19 protein-coding genes and 1 riboswitch are annotated in these 18,352 nt (G+C 46.0%); all 19 genes read left to right on the forward strand.

All coding sequences use genetic code 11. From position 1 onward, the window contains the following. The first annotated feature begins 89 nt into the window (after positions 1 to 89). Positions 90 to 995, forward strand: a complete 906-nt coding sequence (locus tag MHB84_RS23575; protein WP_076291909.1) for an AraC family transcriptional regulator — start codon at positions 90 to 92, stop codon at positions 993 to 995. A 645-nt stretch (positions 996 to 1,640) separates the two neighbouring features. Next, entirely contained in the window at positions 1,641 to 2,297 is a 657-nt protein-coding gene (locus MHB84_RS23580; RefSeq protein WP_076291910.1) for a stage V sporulation protein AA, read from the forward strand. Beyond that, positions 2,278 to 2,706 carry a stage V sporulation protein AB gene (locus MHB84_RS23585; protein ID WP_076291911.1) on the forward strand — a complete coding sequence of 143 codons (429 nt, stop codon included), beginning with the start codon at positions 2,278 to 2,280 and terminating at the stop codon, positions 2,704 to 2,706. Before MHB84_RS23580 ends, MHB84_RS23585 begins: the two co-directional genes overlap by 20 nt. A gap of 83 nt (positions 2,707 to 2,789) precedes the next feature. After that, positions 2,790 to 4,400, forward strand: coding sequence for a spore germination protein (locus MHB84_RS23590; RefSeq protein WP_099858268.1), 1,611 nt, complete (start codon positions 2,790 to 2,792; stop codon positions 4,398 to 4,400). 102 nt (positions 4,401 to 4,502) lie between these two features. Continuing rightward, positions 4,503 to 5,834: a diaminopimelate decarboxylase gene (gene lysA / locus MHB84_RS23595; protein ID WP_076291913.1), complete on the forward strand. Its 1,332-nt coding sequence runs from the start codon at positions 4,503 to 4,505 to the stop codon at positions 5,832 to 5,834. Positions 5,835 to 6,055: 221 nt separating this feature from the next. After that, positions 6,056 to 6,487, forward strand: a complete 432-nt coding sequence (locus MHB84_RS23600; protein ID WP_024630947.1) for a peptidylprolyl isomerase — start codon at positions 6,056 to 6,058, stop codon at positions 6,485 to 6,487. Between the two features lie 146 nt (positions 6,488 to 6,633). Then, a riboswitch (FMN riboswitch) is annotated at positions 6,634 to 6,797 on the forward strand. 359 nt (positions 6,798 to 7,156) lie between these two features. Next, positions 7,157 to 8,260: a bifunctional diaminohydroxyphosphoribosylaminopyrimidine deaminase/5-amino-6-(5-phosphoribosylamino)uracil reductase RibD gene (gene ribD, locus MHB84_RS23605; protein ID WP_076291914.1), complete on the forward strand. Its 1,104-nt coding sequence runs from the start codon at positions 7,157 to 7,159 to the stop codon at positions 8,258 to 8,260. A gap of 40 nt (positions 8,261 to 8,300) precedes the next feature. Then, a complete protein-coding gene (gene ribE, locus MHB84_RS23610; protein ID WP_076291915.1) occupies positions 8,301 to 8,969 on the forward strand; it encodes a riboflavin synthase in 669 nt (222 codons plus the stop codon). A gap of 57 nt (positions 8,970 to 9,026) precedes the next feature. After that, positions 9,027 to 10,265 carry a bifunctional 3,4-dihydroxy-2-butanone-4-phosphate synthase/GTP cyclohydrolase II gene (locus MHB84_RS23615; RefSeq protein WP_076291916.1) on the forward strand — a complete coding sequence of 413 codons (1,239 nt, stop codon included), beginning with the start codon at positions 9,027 to 9,029 and terminating at the stop codon, positions 10,263 to 10,265. A gap of 86 nt (positions 10,266 to 10,351) precedes the next feature. Then, the gene (gene ribH / locus MHB84_RS23620; protein WP_063565743.1) at positions 10,352 to 10,819 is read left to right on the forward strand and encodes a 6,7-dimethyl-8-ribityllumazine synthase; all 468 of its coding nucleotides are present in this window, start codon (positions 10,352 to 10,354) and stop codon (positions 10,817 to 10,819) included. A 102-nt stretch (positions 10,820 to 10,921) separates the two neighbouring features. Further along, the gene (locus MHB84_RS23625; protein ID WP_024630942.1) at positions 10,922 to 11,722 is read left to right on the forward strand and encodes a segregation and condensation protein A; all 801 of its coding nucleotides are present in this window, start codon (positions 10,922 to 10,924) and stop codon (positions 11,720 to 11,722) included. Beyond that, a complete protein-coding gene (gene scpB, locus MHB84_RS23630) occupies positions 11,691 to 12,353 on the forward strand; it encodes an SMC-Scp complex subunit ScpB (protein ID WP_076291917.1) in 663 nt (220 codons plus the stop codon). The genes MHB84_RS23625 and scpB overlap by 32 nt, the downstream gene beginning before the upstream one ends. A gap of 188 nt (positions 12,354 to 12,541) precedes the next feature. Next, positions 12,542 to 13,267: a DUF2953 domain-containing protein gene (locus MHB84_RS23635; RefSeq protein WP_083679128.1), complete on the forward strand. Its 726-nt coding sequence runs from the start codon at positions 12,542 to 12,544 to the stop codon at positions 13,265 to 13,267. Positions 13,268 to 13,458: 191 nt separating this feature from the next. Continuing rightward, on the forward strand, positions 13,459 to 13,950 hold the full coding sequence (ytfJ, locus tag MHB84_RS23640) for a GerW family sporulation protein (RefSeq protein WP_076291919.1): 492 nt from the start codon (positions 13,459 to 13,461) through the stop codon (positions 13,948 to 13,950). A gap of 134 nt (positions 13,951 to 14,084) precedes the next feature. Then, positions 14,085 to 15,272, forward strand: a complete 1,188-nt coding sequence (locus MHB84_RS23645) for a D-alanyl-D-alanine carboxypeptidase family protein (protein WP_076291920.1) — start codon at positions 14,085 to 14,087, stop codon at positions 15,270 to 15,272. A gap of 18 nt (positions 15,273 to 15,290) precedes the next feature. Beyond that, positions 15,291 to 15,917 (forward strand): nucleoside recognition domain-containing protein, encoded by a 627-nt coding sequence (locus tag MHB84_RS23650; protein WP_063568316.1) that lies wholly within the window; start codon positions 15,291 to 15,293, stop codon positions 15,915 to 15,917. Positions 15,918 to 15,923: 6 nt separating this feature from the next. Beyond that, entirely contained in the window at positions 15,924 to 16,457 is a 534-nt protein-coding gene (locus tag MHB84_RS23655; RefSeq protein WP_062324415.1) for a spore maturation protein, read from the forward strand. Positions 16,458 to 16,521: 64 nt separating this feature from the next. Next, complete coding sequence (locus tag MHB84_RS23660; RefSeq protein ID WP_064636817.1) at positions 16,522 to 17,340, forward strand: S1 family peptidase; 819 nt, start codon at positions 16,522 to 16,524, stop codon at positions 17,338 to 17,340. Between the two features lie 221 nt (positions 17,341 to 17,561). After that, entirely contained in the window at positions 17,562 to 18,311 is a 750-nt protein-coding gene (locus MHB84_RS23665; protein WP_063568319.1) for a pseudouridine synthase, read from the forward strand. Positions 18,312 to 18,352 lie beyond the last annotated feature (41 nt).

Raw genomic sequence — 18,352 nt, forward strand, 5'->3', positions numbered from 1 at the left:
ATATAAGAATAGTGCTATATTAAAACGTAATAGGCTATAATAATATCAATATCGCACAGATAAATATCATTATATTGAGATGAGAAAATATGCTTAAAGTAGAATTCAGGATTGATCAAAACGGGAGGGAACTAACGGAGCATCGTACAGTTACTCTGCCTGTTGCGTGTTATGAAACCACAATTGTACGCAATGTTCACGGGCATATTCCTTTGCACTGGCATGATGAATTGCAGTTTGTTTTGGTTGTCCAGGGCGAAGCTCTTTTTTATGTAAATGATCAAAAGATCGTTGTGCCACAAGGCGACGGGCTGTTTATCAACAGTGGTTGTATGCACATGGCGGAAGAACGGGGGGAGAAGGATAATTGTATTTATCTTTGTCTAAATGTCTCTCCGCAATTTGTTGTACCATCCGAGTTATATTTGAAGTACGTTCATCCTTATATCTCAGCAACCAATTTACCTTATCTTCATATCAAAAGGGAAGTTCCCTGGGGAGCCCAAGTCCTGAACGCCATTCGGCATGTTAAAAAGGACCTGGATGAGCAGGCTCCATTTTACGAAATGAATGTGGCTTCAAGCCTTTTAACGATATGGAAACATCTGATTACAAGCGGATACGCGCTGGAATATGATCCATCCGAAATCATTAGAAGCAGGCGAATGAAGGACATGGTTGAATGGATTCACCTGCACTCCGCTGAACCAATCAAATTGGAGGATATTGCGAGGGCGGGTCAGTTAAGTCGCTCGGAAACCTGCCGTTATTTCAAGCAAATGCTGAAGACAACCCCTATGCAGTATGTAATCGATTATCGCATCCAAAAGAGCGTGGAGCTGTTGCAACTCCAGGAACGCAGTATAACCGAAATTGCTTATGAAGTTGGATTTAATAGCACAAGCTATTTTATTAATCAGTTTCGCAAAATCATGCAAATCACCCCGTTAAAGTTCAGAAGAGAAATGGAGTTGAGGAATAAGGAGGGTTATTGAGCAGTGAAAATGAAGGTATTGTTATCCGCGCTGCTGATAATCATGGCTATTGTTTTTGTACATGCGTTATTTCCCCAAAGATACCTGATCCCCCAAGTTTCTTACCAGACAATTCATAAGATCTTATAAAATCTTCTCTTCTCAGTAAGTCGCTATAATAGCGGCTTTTTTTTGTTTGTTTAACAAAAGGATTGTGAAAAAATAAAGTCTAAATTCACCATCTATTATTTCTCTTACTACAGCCTTCCAGCATATTTATTTCAGTCCTTTGGAAAAAAGGGACCCATGCAGCGGAGGGATGGAATCGGACAAAGGAGCGAAGCGTGAGGGTTCGTCTAAGGATACACACAAGCAACGCAGGCGGCAGATTAAACCTGAAGAAGCGAAGCGTTCGCCTTTGTCTCCGAATTTCTACACTAGTAGAAATCAATCAAGAAAATTTGGAGACAACAGCGATCGGAAGGTTGGTCTGCAGCTGGAGTGCCTGCGTGTAGTTCTCTTACTAACCTGAGAGCAACAGCGACCGATGGCCGATCCATCCCGAAGCGCCCTCAGTGTCTACAAAACCTTTTTCCAACCAGAATGTAATAAATTTGCACATTCTTCAAATACTAACCTAAATTACGCAGTAAAGGAGTGTTCCGGATGTCCCTGACACCCACTCCAACGGTCTATGTTCGATTGCGCAGCCGTATTCGTATCCAAAGGGGCCGAAGTGTAAAGCTTGGAGATGTAGCTCACTTACTCACCTCTCCCGAAGAAAAGGAAGGAAGGCTGCTTGAACTTGAATTGCTGCGCCCCGGACCGGAGGATGGCAATCTGATCCTCATTGATATATTGCAGATCATCCCTCAGATCCGTCGGGCCTTACCAGATGTCACCGTTGAATTGATCGGATCGGGTCATACGCTTGTTGAGGTAGTTGCGGGAAGTGGCAAACCTTCCAAATCCCTGTTTATCCTGGTGTGGCTGCTGCTTTTCTTTGGATCAGCGTTGACCATTATGAATTTTCATGCTGACGTAAACATGCAGGAAGTTCAGATTCGAATTGTAGAGATGATTACAGGCCGCCGGGATGAGCATCCGTATCTGTTTCAGGTGGCGTATTCAATCGGGATAGGATTTGGCATGGCCGTGTTCTTTAATCATTTATTCAAGAAAAAGTGGAATGAAGAACCTACCCCTTTGGAGGTGGAAATGTTCCTATATCAGCAAAATGTAGACAAGTATGTGGTGATTGAAGAAACCGAACGTATGCATGAAGAGGAACGCAGGGAGATGAATGCGGATGAGCGTTCTTAACGGAGCAATCAGCATTGTGCTGGGTATTGCGGGGGGGATCGCGGTCGGAAGTGGTGTGATTGCGCTTATTCTCGTGCTTGATATGATCCCAAGACTAGCTCAGCTTACGCGAACCTATGACAAAACCCATTGGTATGAAGGGGCCTTGATCGGAGGTTCGCTGCTCGGTACCGTTGCGGATTTTTGGCACTGGAAGGTGCATGGAGCGGTGTTGCTGAGCCCGATCATCGGACTGTTTTGCGGTGTGTTCATCGGTCTGCTTGCTGCGGCACTCACAGAAGTGTTGAATGTACTGCCAGTGCTGGCGAAACGACTGGGCATGAAATCGTATCTATTTGGATTGCTGCTTGCCATGATTTTGGGGAAGATGACAGGCTCCCTGTTTGACTTTTTTGTATACCAGCGTTGAAACGTTTGGCCTAAGGAGGATGGGAAATGGACGTAAGATCAGACAACGACGGGCATAACTCCAGCGAAGCAACATCCGAAGAGATGATGCATAAATCTCCTTATGAGATTCAGGAGGAAGAAGAAAAGAAGGCTTACGAAAAAAAGAAGCAAAATGAAATGTCTGACAGTATCGAGGAATCAGTAGAATATTGGCAGGAAAACGACGATATTTCCCCTCGCATGAGTGATAACAGATATACGCTTCAACAAGTGTTGGGACTTGGGGAGTCCTTTGATGTGAATATGAGGGAAATGGTCTTGGGCGGCAAACACGTTGGATTACTGCTGCTGACTGGATTTGCGAAGGATGAAATTTTGCTCGAAGTGTTAAAAAGATTAACGTATCTTACACCGGAGCAAGTGTCTGGACATGCACTGAAGTCGTATTTCGAATGCTACATTCCTCATATTCAAGTTGAGCGAGTGGAGAAAATGAGTGCTGTCATTAACAAGGTCCTCACAGGCATGAGTGCCATGTTCGTCGAAGGGGATCGTTCCGTTATTGTTATGGATACCCGCAGCTATCCGGTACGCTCACCAGAGGAACCTTCGCTGGAGAGAGTGGTCCGTGGTTCTAGAGACGGGTTTACAGAGACACTTCTGACCAACGTGGCGTTAGTACGCCGAAGAATACGGGACCCTGGATTAAAGTTTGAAATTATGCAGGTCGGACGCAGATCGCAAACGGATGTCTGTGTTGTGTATATTGATGATATCGTGGACAAGGTTCAGGTAGATTCCGTTCGTGAAAAAATCAAACGAGTAAATATCGACGGTATCCCTGCTGCCGATAAGCAGCTTGAAGAAGCGATTATTAACAAGGGTTGGCACCCGTATCCGTTGGTTCGGTATTCGGAACGACCGGATGTGACAGCTTCCCATCTGATGGACGGACGGGTGGTTGTATTTGTAGATACTTCACCCAGTGTGATGATTCTGCCCACGACCTTTTTTGACCTATGTGAGCATGCGGAAGAGAACAGACAGACCGCCTTTATGGGAACCTATCTGCGTTGGGTACGATTTGGAGGTATTCTGATTTCACTTTTCCTGTTGCCGTTGTGGTTGCTGATGGTTATTGACCCTGCCATTAAGCCAGCAGGAATGGAGTTCATCGGCCCTCACGAGAATGCACAGCTTCCGCTGATTCTGCAGTTCCTGCTTATTGAATTCGGGGTGGATTTATTGCGGATGGCAGCAGTTCATACCCCGACGCCACTCGCTTCGGCCATGGGTTTGATTGCGGCCATTTTGGTCGGAGATATCGCCGTGAAAACAGGTTATTTTGTGAATGAAGTTGTACTTTACATGGCGATTGCCGCCATTGGTATGTTTGCAACACCCAGTTATGAGCTTGGTTTGGCGAATCGGTTGGTCAGGTTGTTTTTGCTCGTTGCTGTGGCGATATTCAAGGTTCCCGGCTTCGTTGTCGGGACGACGTTCATTATTGTGGCGCTCACCTTGCATCGCTCCTACAACTCTTCGTATCTCTGGCCATTCATACCGTTTAATGCAAAGGCTTTGGGTAACTTTTTATTTCGTTTGCCACTGTTGGAGAATAAAAAACGTCCTTCGATCAACAAAACGCGTGACAATACCAAAATGGACAGTGATCCGGACGGGGAATTGCAAAAAAGTAAAAAACACAAATGATCTGCCGAAAAATCCATTCTTCTCATTCACTAATTTGATATACTGGTGTAAAATCATTGGAATAACAGCTGTTCCAGTATATAAAAAGTGAGGAATGCAGATATGTATTTACATGGTACAAGTAAAATAAATGCACAGGGACATCTGGAAATTGGCGGAGTCGATACTACCGTCATGAAAGAACAATTTGGAACTCCCCTGTATGTTGTGGACGAGCAATTAGTTCGTGAGCGTTGCAGAGAGTACATGGAAGCGTTCCGTGCTTCAGGCCTGGGTTTCCAAGTTGCTTATGCAAGTAAAGCATTCTGCGTAATGGCCATGTGTGCCCTTGCTGCGGAAGAAGGACTTTCCTTAGATGTAGTATCCGATGGTGAATTGTTCACGGCACTACAAGCCGGTTTCCCGGCAGAGCGTATTCACTTCCACGGCAACAACAAAACATTGGAAGAGATCGAAATGGCGCTTGATGCAGAAATTGGCTGCTTCGTTGTAGATAACTTCAATGAACTGCATTTGTTGCAAGCTGTAGCCGCAGACAAAAATCGCAAAGTTAACATTTTGCTGCGTGTGACGCCTGGTGTTGAAGCGCATACGCATGAATATATTTCGACAGGACAAACGGATTCCAAATTTGGATTCGATATCGGAAACGGAACCGCATTTGAAGCCATTGAATTGGCTTCCAAACAGTCGAACTTAGTTTTACTCGGTGTGCATTCACACATCGGATCACAAATTTTCGAAGTTGAAGGTTTCCAAATGGCAGTTCAACGCGTTGCTGAGTTTGCAGCAGCTGTGTATGAGCGTCTTAACGTGGCATTCAAAGTGGTTAATCTGGGTGGTGGCTTCGGTATCCGCTATATTGATGGAGATACACCGCTTGAAGTTTCACAATACGTGAAAGCGATCACGGATGCGGTAAAAAATCATTTTGCTCAAATCGGCTATGCCGTGCCTGAGATCTGGGTTGAACCAGGCCGCAGCATCGTAGGTGAAGCCGGAACAACACTCTACACGGTTGGAACAAGCAAAGATATTCCAGGGGTTCGTAAATACGTAGCTGTGGATGGTGGAATGACAGACAATCCACGTCCAGCTCTGTATGAGTCCAAATATGAAGCTGTATTGGCAAACCGTGCAAATGAGGCAGCTCAGGAAACGGTATCTGTTGCTGGTAAATGTTGTGAGAGCGGTGATATGCTGATCTGGGATTTGGACCTGCCCAAAGTGCAAAGCGGCGATCTGCTCGCAGTAGCTTGCACCGGTGCTTACAACTACTCCATGGCAAGCAACTATAACCGGATTCGTCGTCCGGCAGTTGTATTTGTCAAAGACGGTCAAGGGGATGTTGTCGTACGCCGTGAGACGTATCAGGACATCATCCAGAATGATCTGGTACCTGAGCGTATTGCAAAACAGCCAGTTACCCGTTAATTTAAGTTCAAATAGCGGAGTTCTATATGAAGAAGACAAAAAAGGACACTCTTTTTTGTCTTCTTTTGCATCTTGAGGGCCGGATTTTGAAAAAATCTTGCTGATTATTTTGCGATCAATCCATTTTCGGTGTACACTAAGAAAAGTGCTATAAAGCTTGGCCCAGGGTCATGCGTTCTGGCACCATTAACGATGGTCAATACGAAAGGAGTCATTTACATATGGCGAAACAAGCGAAAATCAAAATGGCAAACGGCGGAGAAGTTGTAATCGATTTGTTCGATCAAGAAGCTCCAAACACAGTAGCAAACTTTGAGAAACTGGCTAACTCCGGTTTCTACAACGGTCTTGTATTCCACCGTGTTATTCCGGGCTTTGTAGCTCAAGGCGGATGCCCTAACGGTTCCGGTGCAGGCGGCCCAGGTTACACAATCAACTGTGAAATCAACCCGAACAAACATGAGCGTGGAACATTGGCTATGGCACATGCAGGCCGTAACACAGGCGGAAGTCAGTTCTACATCTGCTACCAACCGCAACCACATTTGGATGGACAACATACTGTATTTGGTAAAGTAACCAAAGGTATGGAGTTCGTAGACGCTTTCGAAGGTCGCGACAAAATGGAAACTGTTGAAGTAGTAGAAGCTTAATCAATAACTGTATGTAAACCGTTTCGCAATTAGCGAAGCGGTTTTTGTTTACACTTAAGCTTATTAAAAGTTAGTATGTGACAAAAAGGAACAAAAAACAATTGATTTTTTGACGTTAAAGTGCTAACATCCAATTAATAACGCAACGAATCCTTCAGGGCAGGGTGCAATTCCCTACCGGCGGTGATGCAGTATGTGAGGATATCTATCCAGCATTGATGCAAAGTCCGTGACCCGTCTGCCTGTGGCAGATGGCTGATCTGGTGTAATTCCAGAACCGACAGTATAGTCTGGATGGGAGAAGGAGAGGGTGCAGTCTTTAGGGGCCGCATTCCGCAGGAGTGTTGCTGTACAGTTTTTGACGAATTCATTTCCTGTGCAGGGAGAAATCCGGTTACTTCCGGAAATCTTCATACATATGCCACATCATAGAAGCTCTTTACCTGTAATTGAAGTTCATTAAGGTATGTGTCTGCTTTCACTTGCCTGAAATGAAGTTTTGGGCGATGTGTTGTTGGCGATGTATCAATAGTACTGCTGGTGACACATGTCTCTCATCATCCCCATCGAACGGTTTGTTCGACGGGGATTTTTTATTGGATATGGAACATGCCTCTCTGTTGGAAGGGAGGTCTATAACTTAAGATTTTAACCGTGGGGTGAACGGACTTGGAAATGATTAATGATGAATTTTATATGGCGCTGGCACTGGATATGGCAGAACGGGCACAAGGACAGACCGGAATCAATCCGGTAGTCGGTTGTGTCGTTGTAAAAGAAGGACGTATCGTGGGCCTCGGAAGTCATCTCAAACGGGGAACGGGTCATGCAGAGGTTCATGCGCTGAACATGGCGGGCAGTGATGCTGAAGGCAGTACAGTATACGTTACGCTTGAACCCTGTAGCCATTATGGCAAGACTCCACCATGCAGTGAACGTCTCATTCATGAGAAAGTGAAACGTGTCGTCGTATGCTGCGAAGATCCGAATCCGCAAGTCTCCGGCAGAGGGATCAGCATGCTGCGTCAACAAGGGATCGAAGTTGAAGTTGGAGTGCTGCGTGAGCGCGGAAGACGGATGAACGAGAAATTCATCAAATACATTACAACAGGTCTCCCCTTTGTAACTTTGAAGACGGCCTCTACTCTGGATGGCAAAATCGCTACGCGTAGCGGTGACAGCAAATGGATCTCTAACGAGTCAGCTCGCGAGATTGTTCACGCGCTTCGTCATCGCCATCAAGGGATTATGGTTGGTGTGGAAACGGTCATTGCAGACAATCCCGAACTCACGACTCGCTTGCAAGTGGAAGGGATCAGCCCGGTACGAATTGTGGTCGATTCCAAGCTGCGTCTGCCTGTAGGAGCCAAAATGGTCAAGGATGGCCTTGCACCAACTTGGGTGCTTACAACGGATGAGGCGAGCCCTGAAGCGGCTGAGCGGCTGGAAGCCTATGGGGTGGAGATTATACGTTGTGGTCCAGGACCACGTGTTGATCTGTTGAGTGCACTCAGCAAGCTTGGTGAGCGTGAAATTGGTTCGATTCTGCTTGAAGGCGGGGGCACTCTGAATGGCGCCATGCTGGAAGCACGGTTGGTAGATCGACTGCTCATGTTCATTGCTCCGAAAATTGTTGGAGGATACGAAACACCAGGCAGTTTCCGCTTCGAGGGTGTAGAGCGCATGAGTCAGGCAATTCAATTGCATCAGCTGGAAATTGAGCAAGTTGGAGATAATATTAGCATTGGCGGAATTCCGGTTTGGCCTGAATAAATGAATTAACGATTACGAAATAAATAAAGGAGGCGGTAGCATGTTTACCGGTTTGGTGGAAGAAGTCGGTCAGATCCGGCGTATAGGTCGGAAAGGCGAAGCGATGGTCCTGAATATCGGAGCTTCCGCCATCATGAACGACTTGAAGATTGGCGATAGTGTAGCTGTGAACGGGGTATGCTTAACTGCGACAACCCTGGAGGGTGGCGGATTTACTGCCGATGTAATGCCCGAGACATATCGAAATACCAATCTTAGTCAATTGCAATCAGGGAGCAAAGTTAATCTGGAGCGAGCCATGCTGTCAGGTGGTCGTTTTGGCGGGCATATCGTTCAGGGCCATGTCGATGGCACTGGGGTCATTGGAGGCATTACACGTGACCAGAATGCAATTGTTTTCGAGATCAAACCTGATGATACGCAGCTGTTCAAATATCTGATACCCAAAGGGTCTGTAACCCTGGACGGAATTAGTCTGACCGTTGTGCATACTTCACAGAGTGCATTCACTGTATCCATTATTCCACACACCATTGGTGAGACCGTATTAAATGTGAAAAAGACGGGTGATACCATCAATATTGAATGTGATATTTTGGGCAAATATGTGGATCATCTACTGCACTATGGAAAGGGACATCAGGAGACAGGTGCGGGTAAGCCGAGAAGTATCAGTGAGGATTTCCTCGCTAATCACGGATTTGCTTAACAAATCGTAATTGATTAACTACAAATATAAATTGAAATAGAAACTGGAGGGGGACCTATGTCAGAGAAATCCATTCTGAATTCTATTGAGGAAGCCATCTACGATCTCATGCAGGGTAAACCAGTTATTGTGGTGGATGATGAGGATCGGGAGAATGAAGGCGACTTTATCGCTTTGGCGGAAAAGGCTACACCTGAAGTCATCAATTTCATGATTACCGAAGGCAGAGGTCTGGTGTGTGTTCCCATTACGCAGCAACGTGCCGATGAACTCAACCTGAAACCTATGGTCCAGCAAAATACGGACTTTCATGGGACGGCCTTTACCGTCTCTGTAGATCATAAAGATACCACAACGGGCATCTCGGCTCATGAACGCTCCATTACAGTCAAGGGGCTGATTAATCCCGAAGCGAAAAGCGGAGATTTCCGCAAGCCGGGCCATATGTTCCCACTCATCGCCAAAGACGGCGGAGTGCTAAGACGCGCGGGACATACGGAAGCGGCTGTAGACCTCGCCATTATGTGCGGTTCCTATCCGGCAGGTGTAATCTGTGAAGTGATCAAGGAAGATGGCACGATGGCCAGACTTCCGGATCTGCAGGAGATCGCCCGCAAGCATGATCTGAAGCTGATCAGCATTCAGGACATGATTCGGTACCGGAATGAGAAGGAGCAGTTGGTTAAACGAGAAGTAGCTGTACGTATGCCAACAGACTTTGGTGAATTCCAGGCGGTGGCCTACACCAATGCGGTGGACAACAAGGAGCACGTCGCTTTGGTTAAAGGCGAAATTGACGGATCGAAACCTGTATTGGTTCGCGTACACTCCGAATGTCTCACAGGGGATGTATTCCATTCTCATCGATGCGACTGTGGTCCACAATTCGATGCAGCATTGAAACAAATTCATGACGAAGGCAATGGCGTTCTGCTCTATATGAGACAGGAAGGACGAGGCATTGGACTGATCAACAAACTCAAAGCCTACAAACTGCAAGAGGAAGGTTTGGATACCGTGGATGCCAATCTGAAGCTTGGGTTTGCTGCCGATCTTCGAGATTACGGTATTGGAGCCCAAATTCTTAAGGATCTTGGTGTTCGTCAAATTCGTTTGTTAACCAACAATCCACGCAAAATTAAAGGGCTTGAAGGGTACGGACTTGAAGTGGTGGAACGAGTTGCCATTCAGATGGAAGAGAACGAGGATAATACGGTCTACTTGCACACGAAGCAGGCGAAACTCGGCCATATGCTAAAGTTCGACGATATCGAGCAGAATGAAGAAAAAAACTGAGTAGCTTTTCTGAGGTTAAACAGGGTGAACTAGTTTCCAAAAATCAGCTGCGTACATCATATAATACAATTAGGGAGATGACTTGAATGCCACACTTTTTTGAAGGACATTTGGTATCAGAAGGATTAAAATATGGAGTAGTCGTAGGGCGTTTTAACGAGTTCATTACAAGCAAATTGCTCAGCGGAGCACTGGATGCTTTCAAACGTCACGGTGTACAAGATGATGAAGTGGATGTAGCTTGGGTTCCAGGAGCCTTTGAAATCCCGTTGATTGCACAAAAAATGGCTGAAAGTGGCAAATACGATGCAGTCATTACCTTAGGGACGGTTATCCGTGGTTCAACAACACATTATGATTATGTGTGCAATGAGATGGCTAAGGGTGTAGCCGCAATTAACCTGAAAACAGGCGTACCTACAATCTTCGGCCTGGTTACAACAGAGAATATTGAACAAGCCATTGAGCGCGCTGGAACAAAGGCAGGAAACAAAGGCTGGGATTCAGCTACTGCCGCTATTGAAATGGCGAACTTGACGAAACAGCTAAAATAGTGCTTATTTAATATAGTGCCCTGCTCTGCGCAGACGAAAACGGGAGACCGGATTCGGCGGCTTAGCGGGGGTTTTTATTTTTCTGGCGGGAGGATTCGTCTAGTGACGGTAGTTACATACAAACTGGAGACTTTTGAAGGGCCTTTGGATCTGCTGCTTCATCTGATCGATAAGGCAGAGATTCATATCCAGGATATTCCCATCAGCGATATTACCGATCAATATATGGCGTATCTGCATTCGATGCAGGAGCTGGAGCTGGATATTACGAGTGAATTTCTGGTAATGGCGGCAACTCTTCTGTCGATCAAGAGCAAACTATTACTGCCCAAACCACCGGTAATCGAGGACTTTGAGGATTATGCATATATGGAAGATGAAGATTATGATCCACGTGCAGAACTGATTGCGCGTCTGATTGAATATCGCAAATACAAGGGAATTGCGCGTCACTTGCACGAACGGGAGTGGGAACGCAGCCTTATTTTCTCCAAAGAACCCGAGGATTTGCGGCCTTATATGCCTGTAGAAGCGCAATCGAATCCGGTCGAGGGTTTGCATACCTCGGATCTGATTGCAGCCTTTCAGAAGGCGCTACGCAAGGCGGAGAAGCGGACAACCGTAACTCGGATCCAGCGGGATGAAATCTCGGTTAAGGATCGTATTCGGGATGTTATCGGGGCTTTGGAAAGTATGGGACCGGGAGGTAGACTGTTATTCTCCAAGCTGCTGGATAATCAAATTTACAGGCATGAGATTGTCGTAACTTTTTTGGCGGTGCTGGAGCTGATGAAGATGAAGCAGATTGTCTGTTATCAGGAGCGGATGTTTGAGGATATCGTTATGGAGTGGAGAGGGGAAACAAAGAATCATGGATTTTCCGAAATTGAAATCGATTATTGAAGGCCTGCTGTTTTTGTCCGGAGAAGAAGGTCTGAGCATCAAACAAATCTCCGAAATCGTGGATCAGCGAACCGAACTGGTGTCGGATGCGATTGAGGAAATGATCGCTGAATTTGCCAAGCAGGGACGAGGCGTACAAATTCTTAAAATTGCAGGGGTAGTTCAACTGGGTACCTTGCCGGAACATGCGGCTTATTTTGAGAAATTGGCTTATTCACCTGCACGTACGTCTCTATCCCAGGCAGCTTTGGAGACGCTCGCTATTGTGGCGTACCGTCAGCCTATCACGCGGGTAGAGATTGAGGAGATCCGTGGCGTTAAATCCGAACGTGCTATTCATACCCTTGTGAACAAGGATCTCATTCAGGAAGTGGGACGGGCTGAGGCCATTGGACGCCCAATTTTATATGGCACTACCAAGTCCTTCCTGGACTACTTTGGTTTGGCTTCGCTCAAAGATCTGCCGGAGCCAGGGTTGTTTGAAGATTCCGAGAACCTGGAGGAAGAAACACAGCTGCTTTTTGAAAAATTGGATGTGCAGCATGTTGACCTGGACCTGGATAGTACAAATCTCGAAGATGATGCAAATTCAAACGATATTAATAACGAAGATGATCCTTTAAATTCATAACTTTGCAGTCTGGATCGATTCAAAACCGGTGCCCTTTTGGGTTGCCGGTTTTTTTGGCGTGGTATGTGGAATGGAGTGTAAGGTAGCGTTCAAAGATTAAATGGAATTTTCAGGTCAGACGTGAATTTTTTCCTATATAGAGTGTCATACTAGACGTGAAAAGAATTGAGGGCTTGGAGGTAAGGCCTGTGTGGATTTGGCTTGGAGGAATCGGCTTGTTGATCGCACTGCTTCTTGTCGCAGTCCTCATCTCGTATGTTCATGTGCATTTTACATTTAGGAAACACAATCACGATGATTATGCCAAGATTACGGTTCGTCTGCTATATGGCATTGTGCGTATTAACTATGAAATTCCTAGTATTGTCTTTCGTAATATGAAGGAAGGTTTTCTGGTGAAAACGGAGCAGCGAATGAATCATTCAAGGGGAGAAGCCCAGAGCAGCGAGCGTGTTAACAAACGTAAAGTCAAAAAATGGGCTAAGGACGTAAAAATCATGCTCAGGGCAACGGAAGCATTAAAGCTCTGGATCAAGCAAACGCTCACTCGTGTACATATGACTCATTTGTCCTGGTCCACTCGCATTGGCGTCGGCGATGCAGCATATACGGCTGTTCTCATAGGTTGGGTGTGGAGCATCAAGTCGATCATCATTGGATACCTCTCTTATCAAATCCGTTTTGAACAAACGCCACAGTTACAAGTTGTGCCGGTGTGGGAAGACGAGATGGAGTTCCAAACCGAGCTGGATTGGAAACTAAAGATCCGGATTACAGCAGTCATGATCGCAGGACTTACATTGTTAACCCGAGTGCTTCAAGTAGAGGGAGGATGGCGGATGTGGTTCAGACTCTTAAAAGAGCAACGACGCAGACGCAAGATGAAGAAACAACACAGTAAATCGCAAATATGAATGTATGTATTGTCCCCAATTATGCTGAAATTTTCCACAGTTTAATTGCAACTGCCGGGTTATATTTTGCCGAGTCAGCGGTTTGAAGTATTGAGGTTTAGTTAAAAGGCTGGCTTACATAAGTCCCTTCAAGTTTGGGGATGATATGGTTAGATCAAACCTAGCTTAAATTGAAACTGGAGGGAATTTAAATGTCAGATCATCCAATTCAAGGCTTAATGGAAACCGCAATGGAAAATATCAAGGCCATGGTGGATGTCAATACAATCGTGGGCGATGCGGTCGAAACACCTGATGGTACTGTGATTTTGCCGATCAGTAAAGTAGGATTCGGATTTGCTGCGGGTGGCAGTGATTTTCATGTAAGTGATGGAAGCAGCAAAGGTGGAAGTGGCGGAAGCAGCGGTAGTACGACTGAACATGCCAGCTCCGCATCGGTTGCCTCACCATTTGGAGGCGGAAGCGGGGGCGGCGTATCCATTCGTCCAATCGCATTCCTGGTAGTTGGCAAACAAGGCGTTCACATCGTTCCGCTTGATAACTCAACACATCTGTTTGAGAAATTGATTGATTCCACACCGTATGTGATGGATAGAATTCAGGACATGTTCCGCAATCGTAATACAACACAACCGACAGCGTCTGGCATTCCTGTCACACCTGATCCTTCTACGTACAGCTAATTAATGATTCGGTTGAGATCCCTTCCGCAGCATGTGCGAGAGGGATTTTTGCTGTTTGCTAACACTGGGACATACTTCGGGTTGTCCTGTCATAAGCTAGTACAAGATTCCAAGTGACCCGGAGGAATGAATCGATGCGAAAATTAATGAAATTTATGGCATGCATGCTTGTACCCTTGTTTCTGTTTCCCTCAATTGGACTTGCTGAAGCCCAGGGAACCATACCTGGCCCCTCAAATCATGCGCAAAGCGCTGCTCTCATTGATGTTACGTCGGGCCGAATATTGTACAGCAAGGACGGGGATAAGGAACTCAGAATTGCCAGCTTGACCAAAATCATGACAGCAATTGTTGCGATTGAACACGGTAAACTGGATGACAAAGTAAAGGTAACTTCTTCGGCTTTTGCCAAAGAAGGGTCATCCATCTATCTCAAGCTGGGTGAAGAAATGACACTGGAAAACATGCTGTATGGGCTGATGCTTCGATCGGGCAACGATGCGGCCTCGGCGATTGCTGAACATGTCGGTGGATCTGAAGAAGGTTTCGTTCTTTTAATGAACAAAAAGGCAGAGCAAATTGGTCTAACCCATTCCCATTTTATGAATCCCCATGGACTTGACGCAGATGGTCATTACTCCACCGCCAATGATCTGGCACGTTTAACCGCGTATGCGCTCAAGAATCCGGTATTCAAACGAATTGTAGCTACGGAGAACAAATCGGCCCCAAATCCGAATGAGAGCTGGGAGTATTCCTGGCAAAACAAAAATAAAATGCTGCGATTGTACGAAGGAGCCGATGGCGTAAAGACCGGATATACCAAAAAAGCATTCCGTTGTCTGGTCAGCTCTGCTACTCGCAATGGACAACAACTTGCTGCGGTAACCCTGAACGATGGTGACGACTGGAATGACCATGCACGTATGCTGGATTTCGGTTTTGAAAACTTCCCTTTGGTGGAAATTGCAAAAAAAGAACAGCCTGTACAAAACACGGATGTGGTCACTGGCCGCGGGTTCACCTATCCTCTGGCGAAGAGTGAGACATCCTCATTGACGAAAAAGCTGATTTTACTCGATAACCGTGTCCAAGAGAGTACAGAGGGAGATGCAAAAACGACTGATCCCACTTTTGGACTGGCCGGCCGAATTGATATGCAGCTTGACGGGAAACTTGTGGGTTCAATTCCTGTGTATCGCAAAGGAAGTTATATTCCGCCAGAGCCAAAGACAGAGGATGCAACTCTGGGGGGGATCGGTGAAATTTCTACCTGGGCTTCCGCATGGCGTGCAGTATTAAGTCATTTGTTATCTCCATAATGAGGGGAGGGTTATCTTTTGATCAATTTAATCTGGCTTCTCATGATCGTAACCGGATTTGCTTTTGCAGCCGCACAGGGCAAAATTGAAGTCGTTACGCAGGCAGCTTTTGATGGAGCAGCAACCGGAGTCACGGTATGCTTTGGGCTGATCAGTGTGCTCGTGTTCTGGATGGGGATGATGAAAATGGCTGAGGATGCAGGGCTCTTGGGACGAATCGCAAAGCTGCTGGGTCCGGTTGTTGGCTTCTTGTTCCCGGATGTTCCACGGAATCATCCAGCCATGGGCTACATTTTATCCAACATGAGTGCCAATCTGCTCGGCTTAGGCAATGCGGCAACCCCAATGGGGATCAAAGCCATGCAGCAACTGCAAGAGCTGAATCCGGATAAACAAACGGCTTCCCCTGCCATGTGCACGCTGCTGGCTCTGAATACAGCGAGTATCACCATTATTCCAACAACCCTGATAGCCATTCGGCTTAATTATCATTCTGCGAATGCCACGGAAATTGTAGGCACCACGCTAATGGCAACCATTATTGCGACATTTGCAGCCATCGTAGCCGATCGCTGGTACCGAAACAGGGCACTTCACAGGCCGCCGCGTGTACATAAAAGTGACAATCCCGGTATGAAAGGATGAGCAACGTTGTTAACCTTCATCAACTGGATTTCCGTCTGGGCCATTCCGGTTATCATCGCGTTTGTTCCATTATATGCGTTTACCAAAAAGGTCCCGGTCTACGAATCCTTTGTTGATGGGGCCAAAGACGGCTTCTCTACGGCAATTAGCATTATTCCCCATCTGGTAGGTATGATGGTAGCGATCAGTGTATTCCGTGCTTCTGGTGCATTGGATTATGTGATCAGCCTATTCGCACCACTTGTGTCCTGGATGGGGGTTCCGGGAGAAGTATTGCCACTCGGTATTTTGCGTCCTTTGACTGGGACAGGCTCGCTTGCCTTTACAACTGACCTAATTAAAACCTATGGCCCCGACTCGATGATTGGCCGCATGGCTTCCACGATTCAAGGCAGTACGGATACAACCCTATATGTATTGACTGTTTATTTTGGAGCGGTAGGCATACGTAATGGTCGCTATGCGCTCAAAGTTGGGTTGTTTTCCGATGTAGTTGGTTTCATTGCAGCCTTGGTCATTTGTTTGATTGTATTTGGTTAAAAATATGCCCTCTCCTTCCGATATACGAATTATGCTAGAATGATAGCGGAGGAGAGTGAGAATCATGCAAAAGAGTTGGAAACGAATGCTCCGCTTTGGAATGTCAGGCATGCTTGCCATTGCGTTGCTTGCAGGACAGACGGGGTTGGCTGCGGCTCAAGCCGTTAATACGATTCATTTTACGGGTTACTTCGATAAACAACTACGTGCTCAGTTGGCCGTTACAGCGGATTCTTTTCCAGTTGTGAACGTACGTCTGGTCAAGCAGGATGAACCCGATTCAGTATATTATGATGTAGGCACATCTATACTGATCTCCAAGGATGAGGTGCTAACCAACTATCATGTCGTTCAGGATTATGCTGAACTGTCTGATGGGGACGAAGGCACACTTACTGTAGCAAGCCCAGGTCATCTGGACAAGCCGGTTAAAGCCAAAATCATTAAAACAGATCCGGTGACAGATATGGCATTGCTGAAGCTGGACAAAGAAATCGACGCACAACCGGTGACGTTTGCAAATGCCAAAGATAATCAAATTGTCTATACCATCGGATTTCCTAAAAATTCTGCCGGGGAACTTGTGCTGTTGGACGAAGATTTCCCTTCAACTTATAATACAATTGCCAAGAGCCGAGTATTTAATTCACAAGATTCGGACGTTCCAGGCAAGAAGGGCATTGGCAGTATCGTAAAATCTGTGGCACAAGGCAATTCAGGTGGCCCTGTTCTGGACCAGAACAATCGGGTTATTGGCATGATGACCTTTGTATACGGAGGACGTACTTATTATATTACTTCCAAAACGTTGCAATCCTTTATTAAAGAAAGTGCAACCCCTGCGAAAAAACAGGTCGTTGTTGCAGGTAAAGTAGCCAATTAACCTTTTGCTTATTGCAGTGGTTACATACGATTAAAAGTGAACGGCTCACCTTAACGCTCCTGTCGCATACAGGCAGTGAGAGGGTGAGCTTTTTTGGTCTAAATACATAGCTAAATGCAGCTCTAAAGGTGTTTACAACCCCTGCGTTAACAAAATCGATGGATTATCCTTGTGATTTCCGGCCTTGATGGGTATCATTAGTGTGAGGTGACATGACAAACATGGAAAGATTACAAAAAATTATCGCACAGGCAGGCATTGCATCCCGCCGCAAGAGCGAGGAACTGATCCTGTCCGGCAAAGTAGAAGTTAACGGGGAGGTCGTAACCGAACTGGGTACGAAAGCGAACCCCGAAGAGGATATGATTACGGTTAATGGTAAACCGATCCGCAGTGAAAAGAAAGTGTACATGATGTTGAACAAACCGAAGGGTGTTATCACAAGTGCTTCAGACCCTGAAGGTCGGAAAATTGTATCCGACTATCTTAAAGGTGTCAAGGAACGGGTATACCCAGTGGGTCGTCTGGATTATGACACAGAAGGATTGCTCATTCTGACCAATGATGGCGAGTTTGCGCATTTGTTGACGCATCCGAAGCATCACGTACCCAAAACGTATCATGCAACCGTTAAAGGTGTTCCACATGGTTCGGCTCTGGAGAAATTAAAGACAGGCATTATGCTGGACGACGGTATGACAGCTCCGGCAGAGATTGAGTACAAAGATGTGGATACCGCAGCAAATGAATCTGTTATCTCTATTACGATTTACGAAGGGCGGAACCGTCAGGTTAGACGTATGTTCGAAGCGATTAACCATCCGGTAACACGTCTGAAACGGATTTCGTTTGGTGGTATTTTGCTTCAAAACCTGAAACGCGGACTCACACGTAATCTAACCAAAGAAGAAGTCAACAACCTGATTACGCTCGCAAAATCAGAACCCGCCAAAAAAATGAAAAAAAGGTAATGTGAGGACACATAATTTTCATAAAAGCGCCGCAGATTTGT

It is taken from the genome of Paenibacillus sp. FSL F4-0087 (assembly GCF_038020215.1).
GTDB classification, from domain to species: Bacteria; Bacillota; Bacilli; order Paenibacillales; family Paenibacillaceae; genus Paenibacillus; species Paenibacillus taichungensis.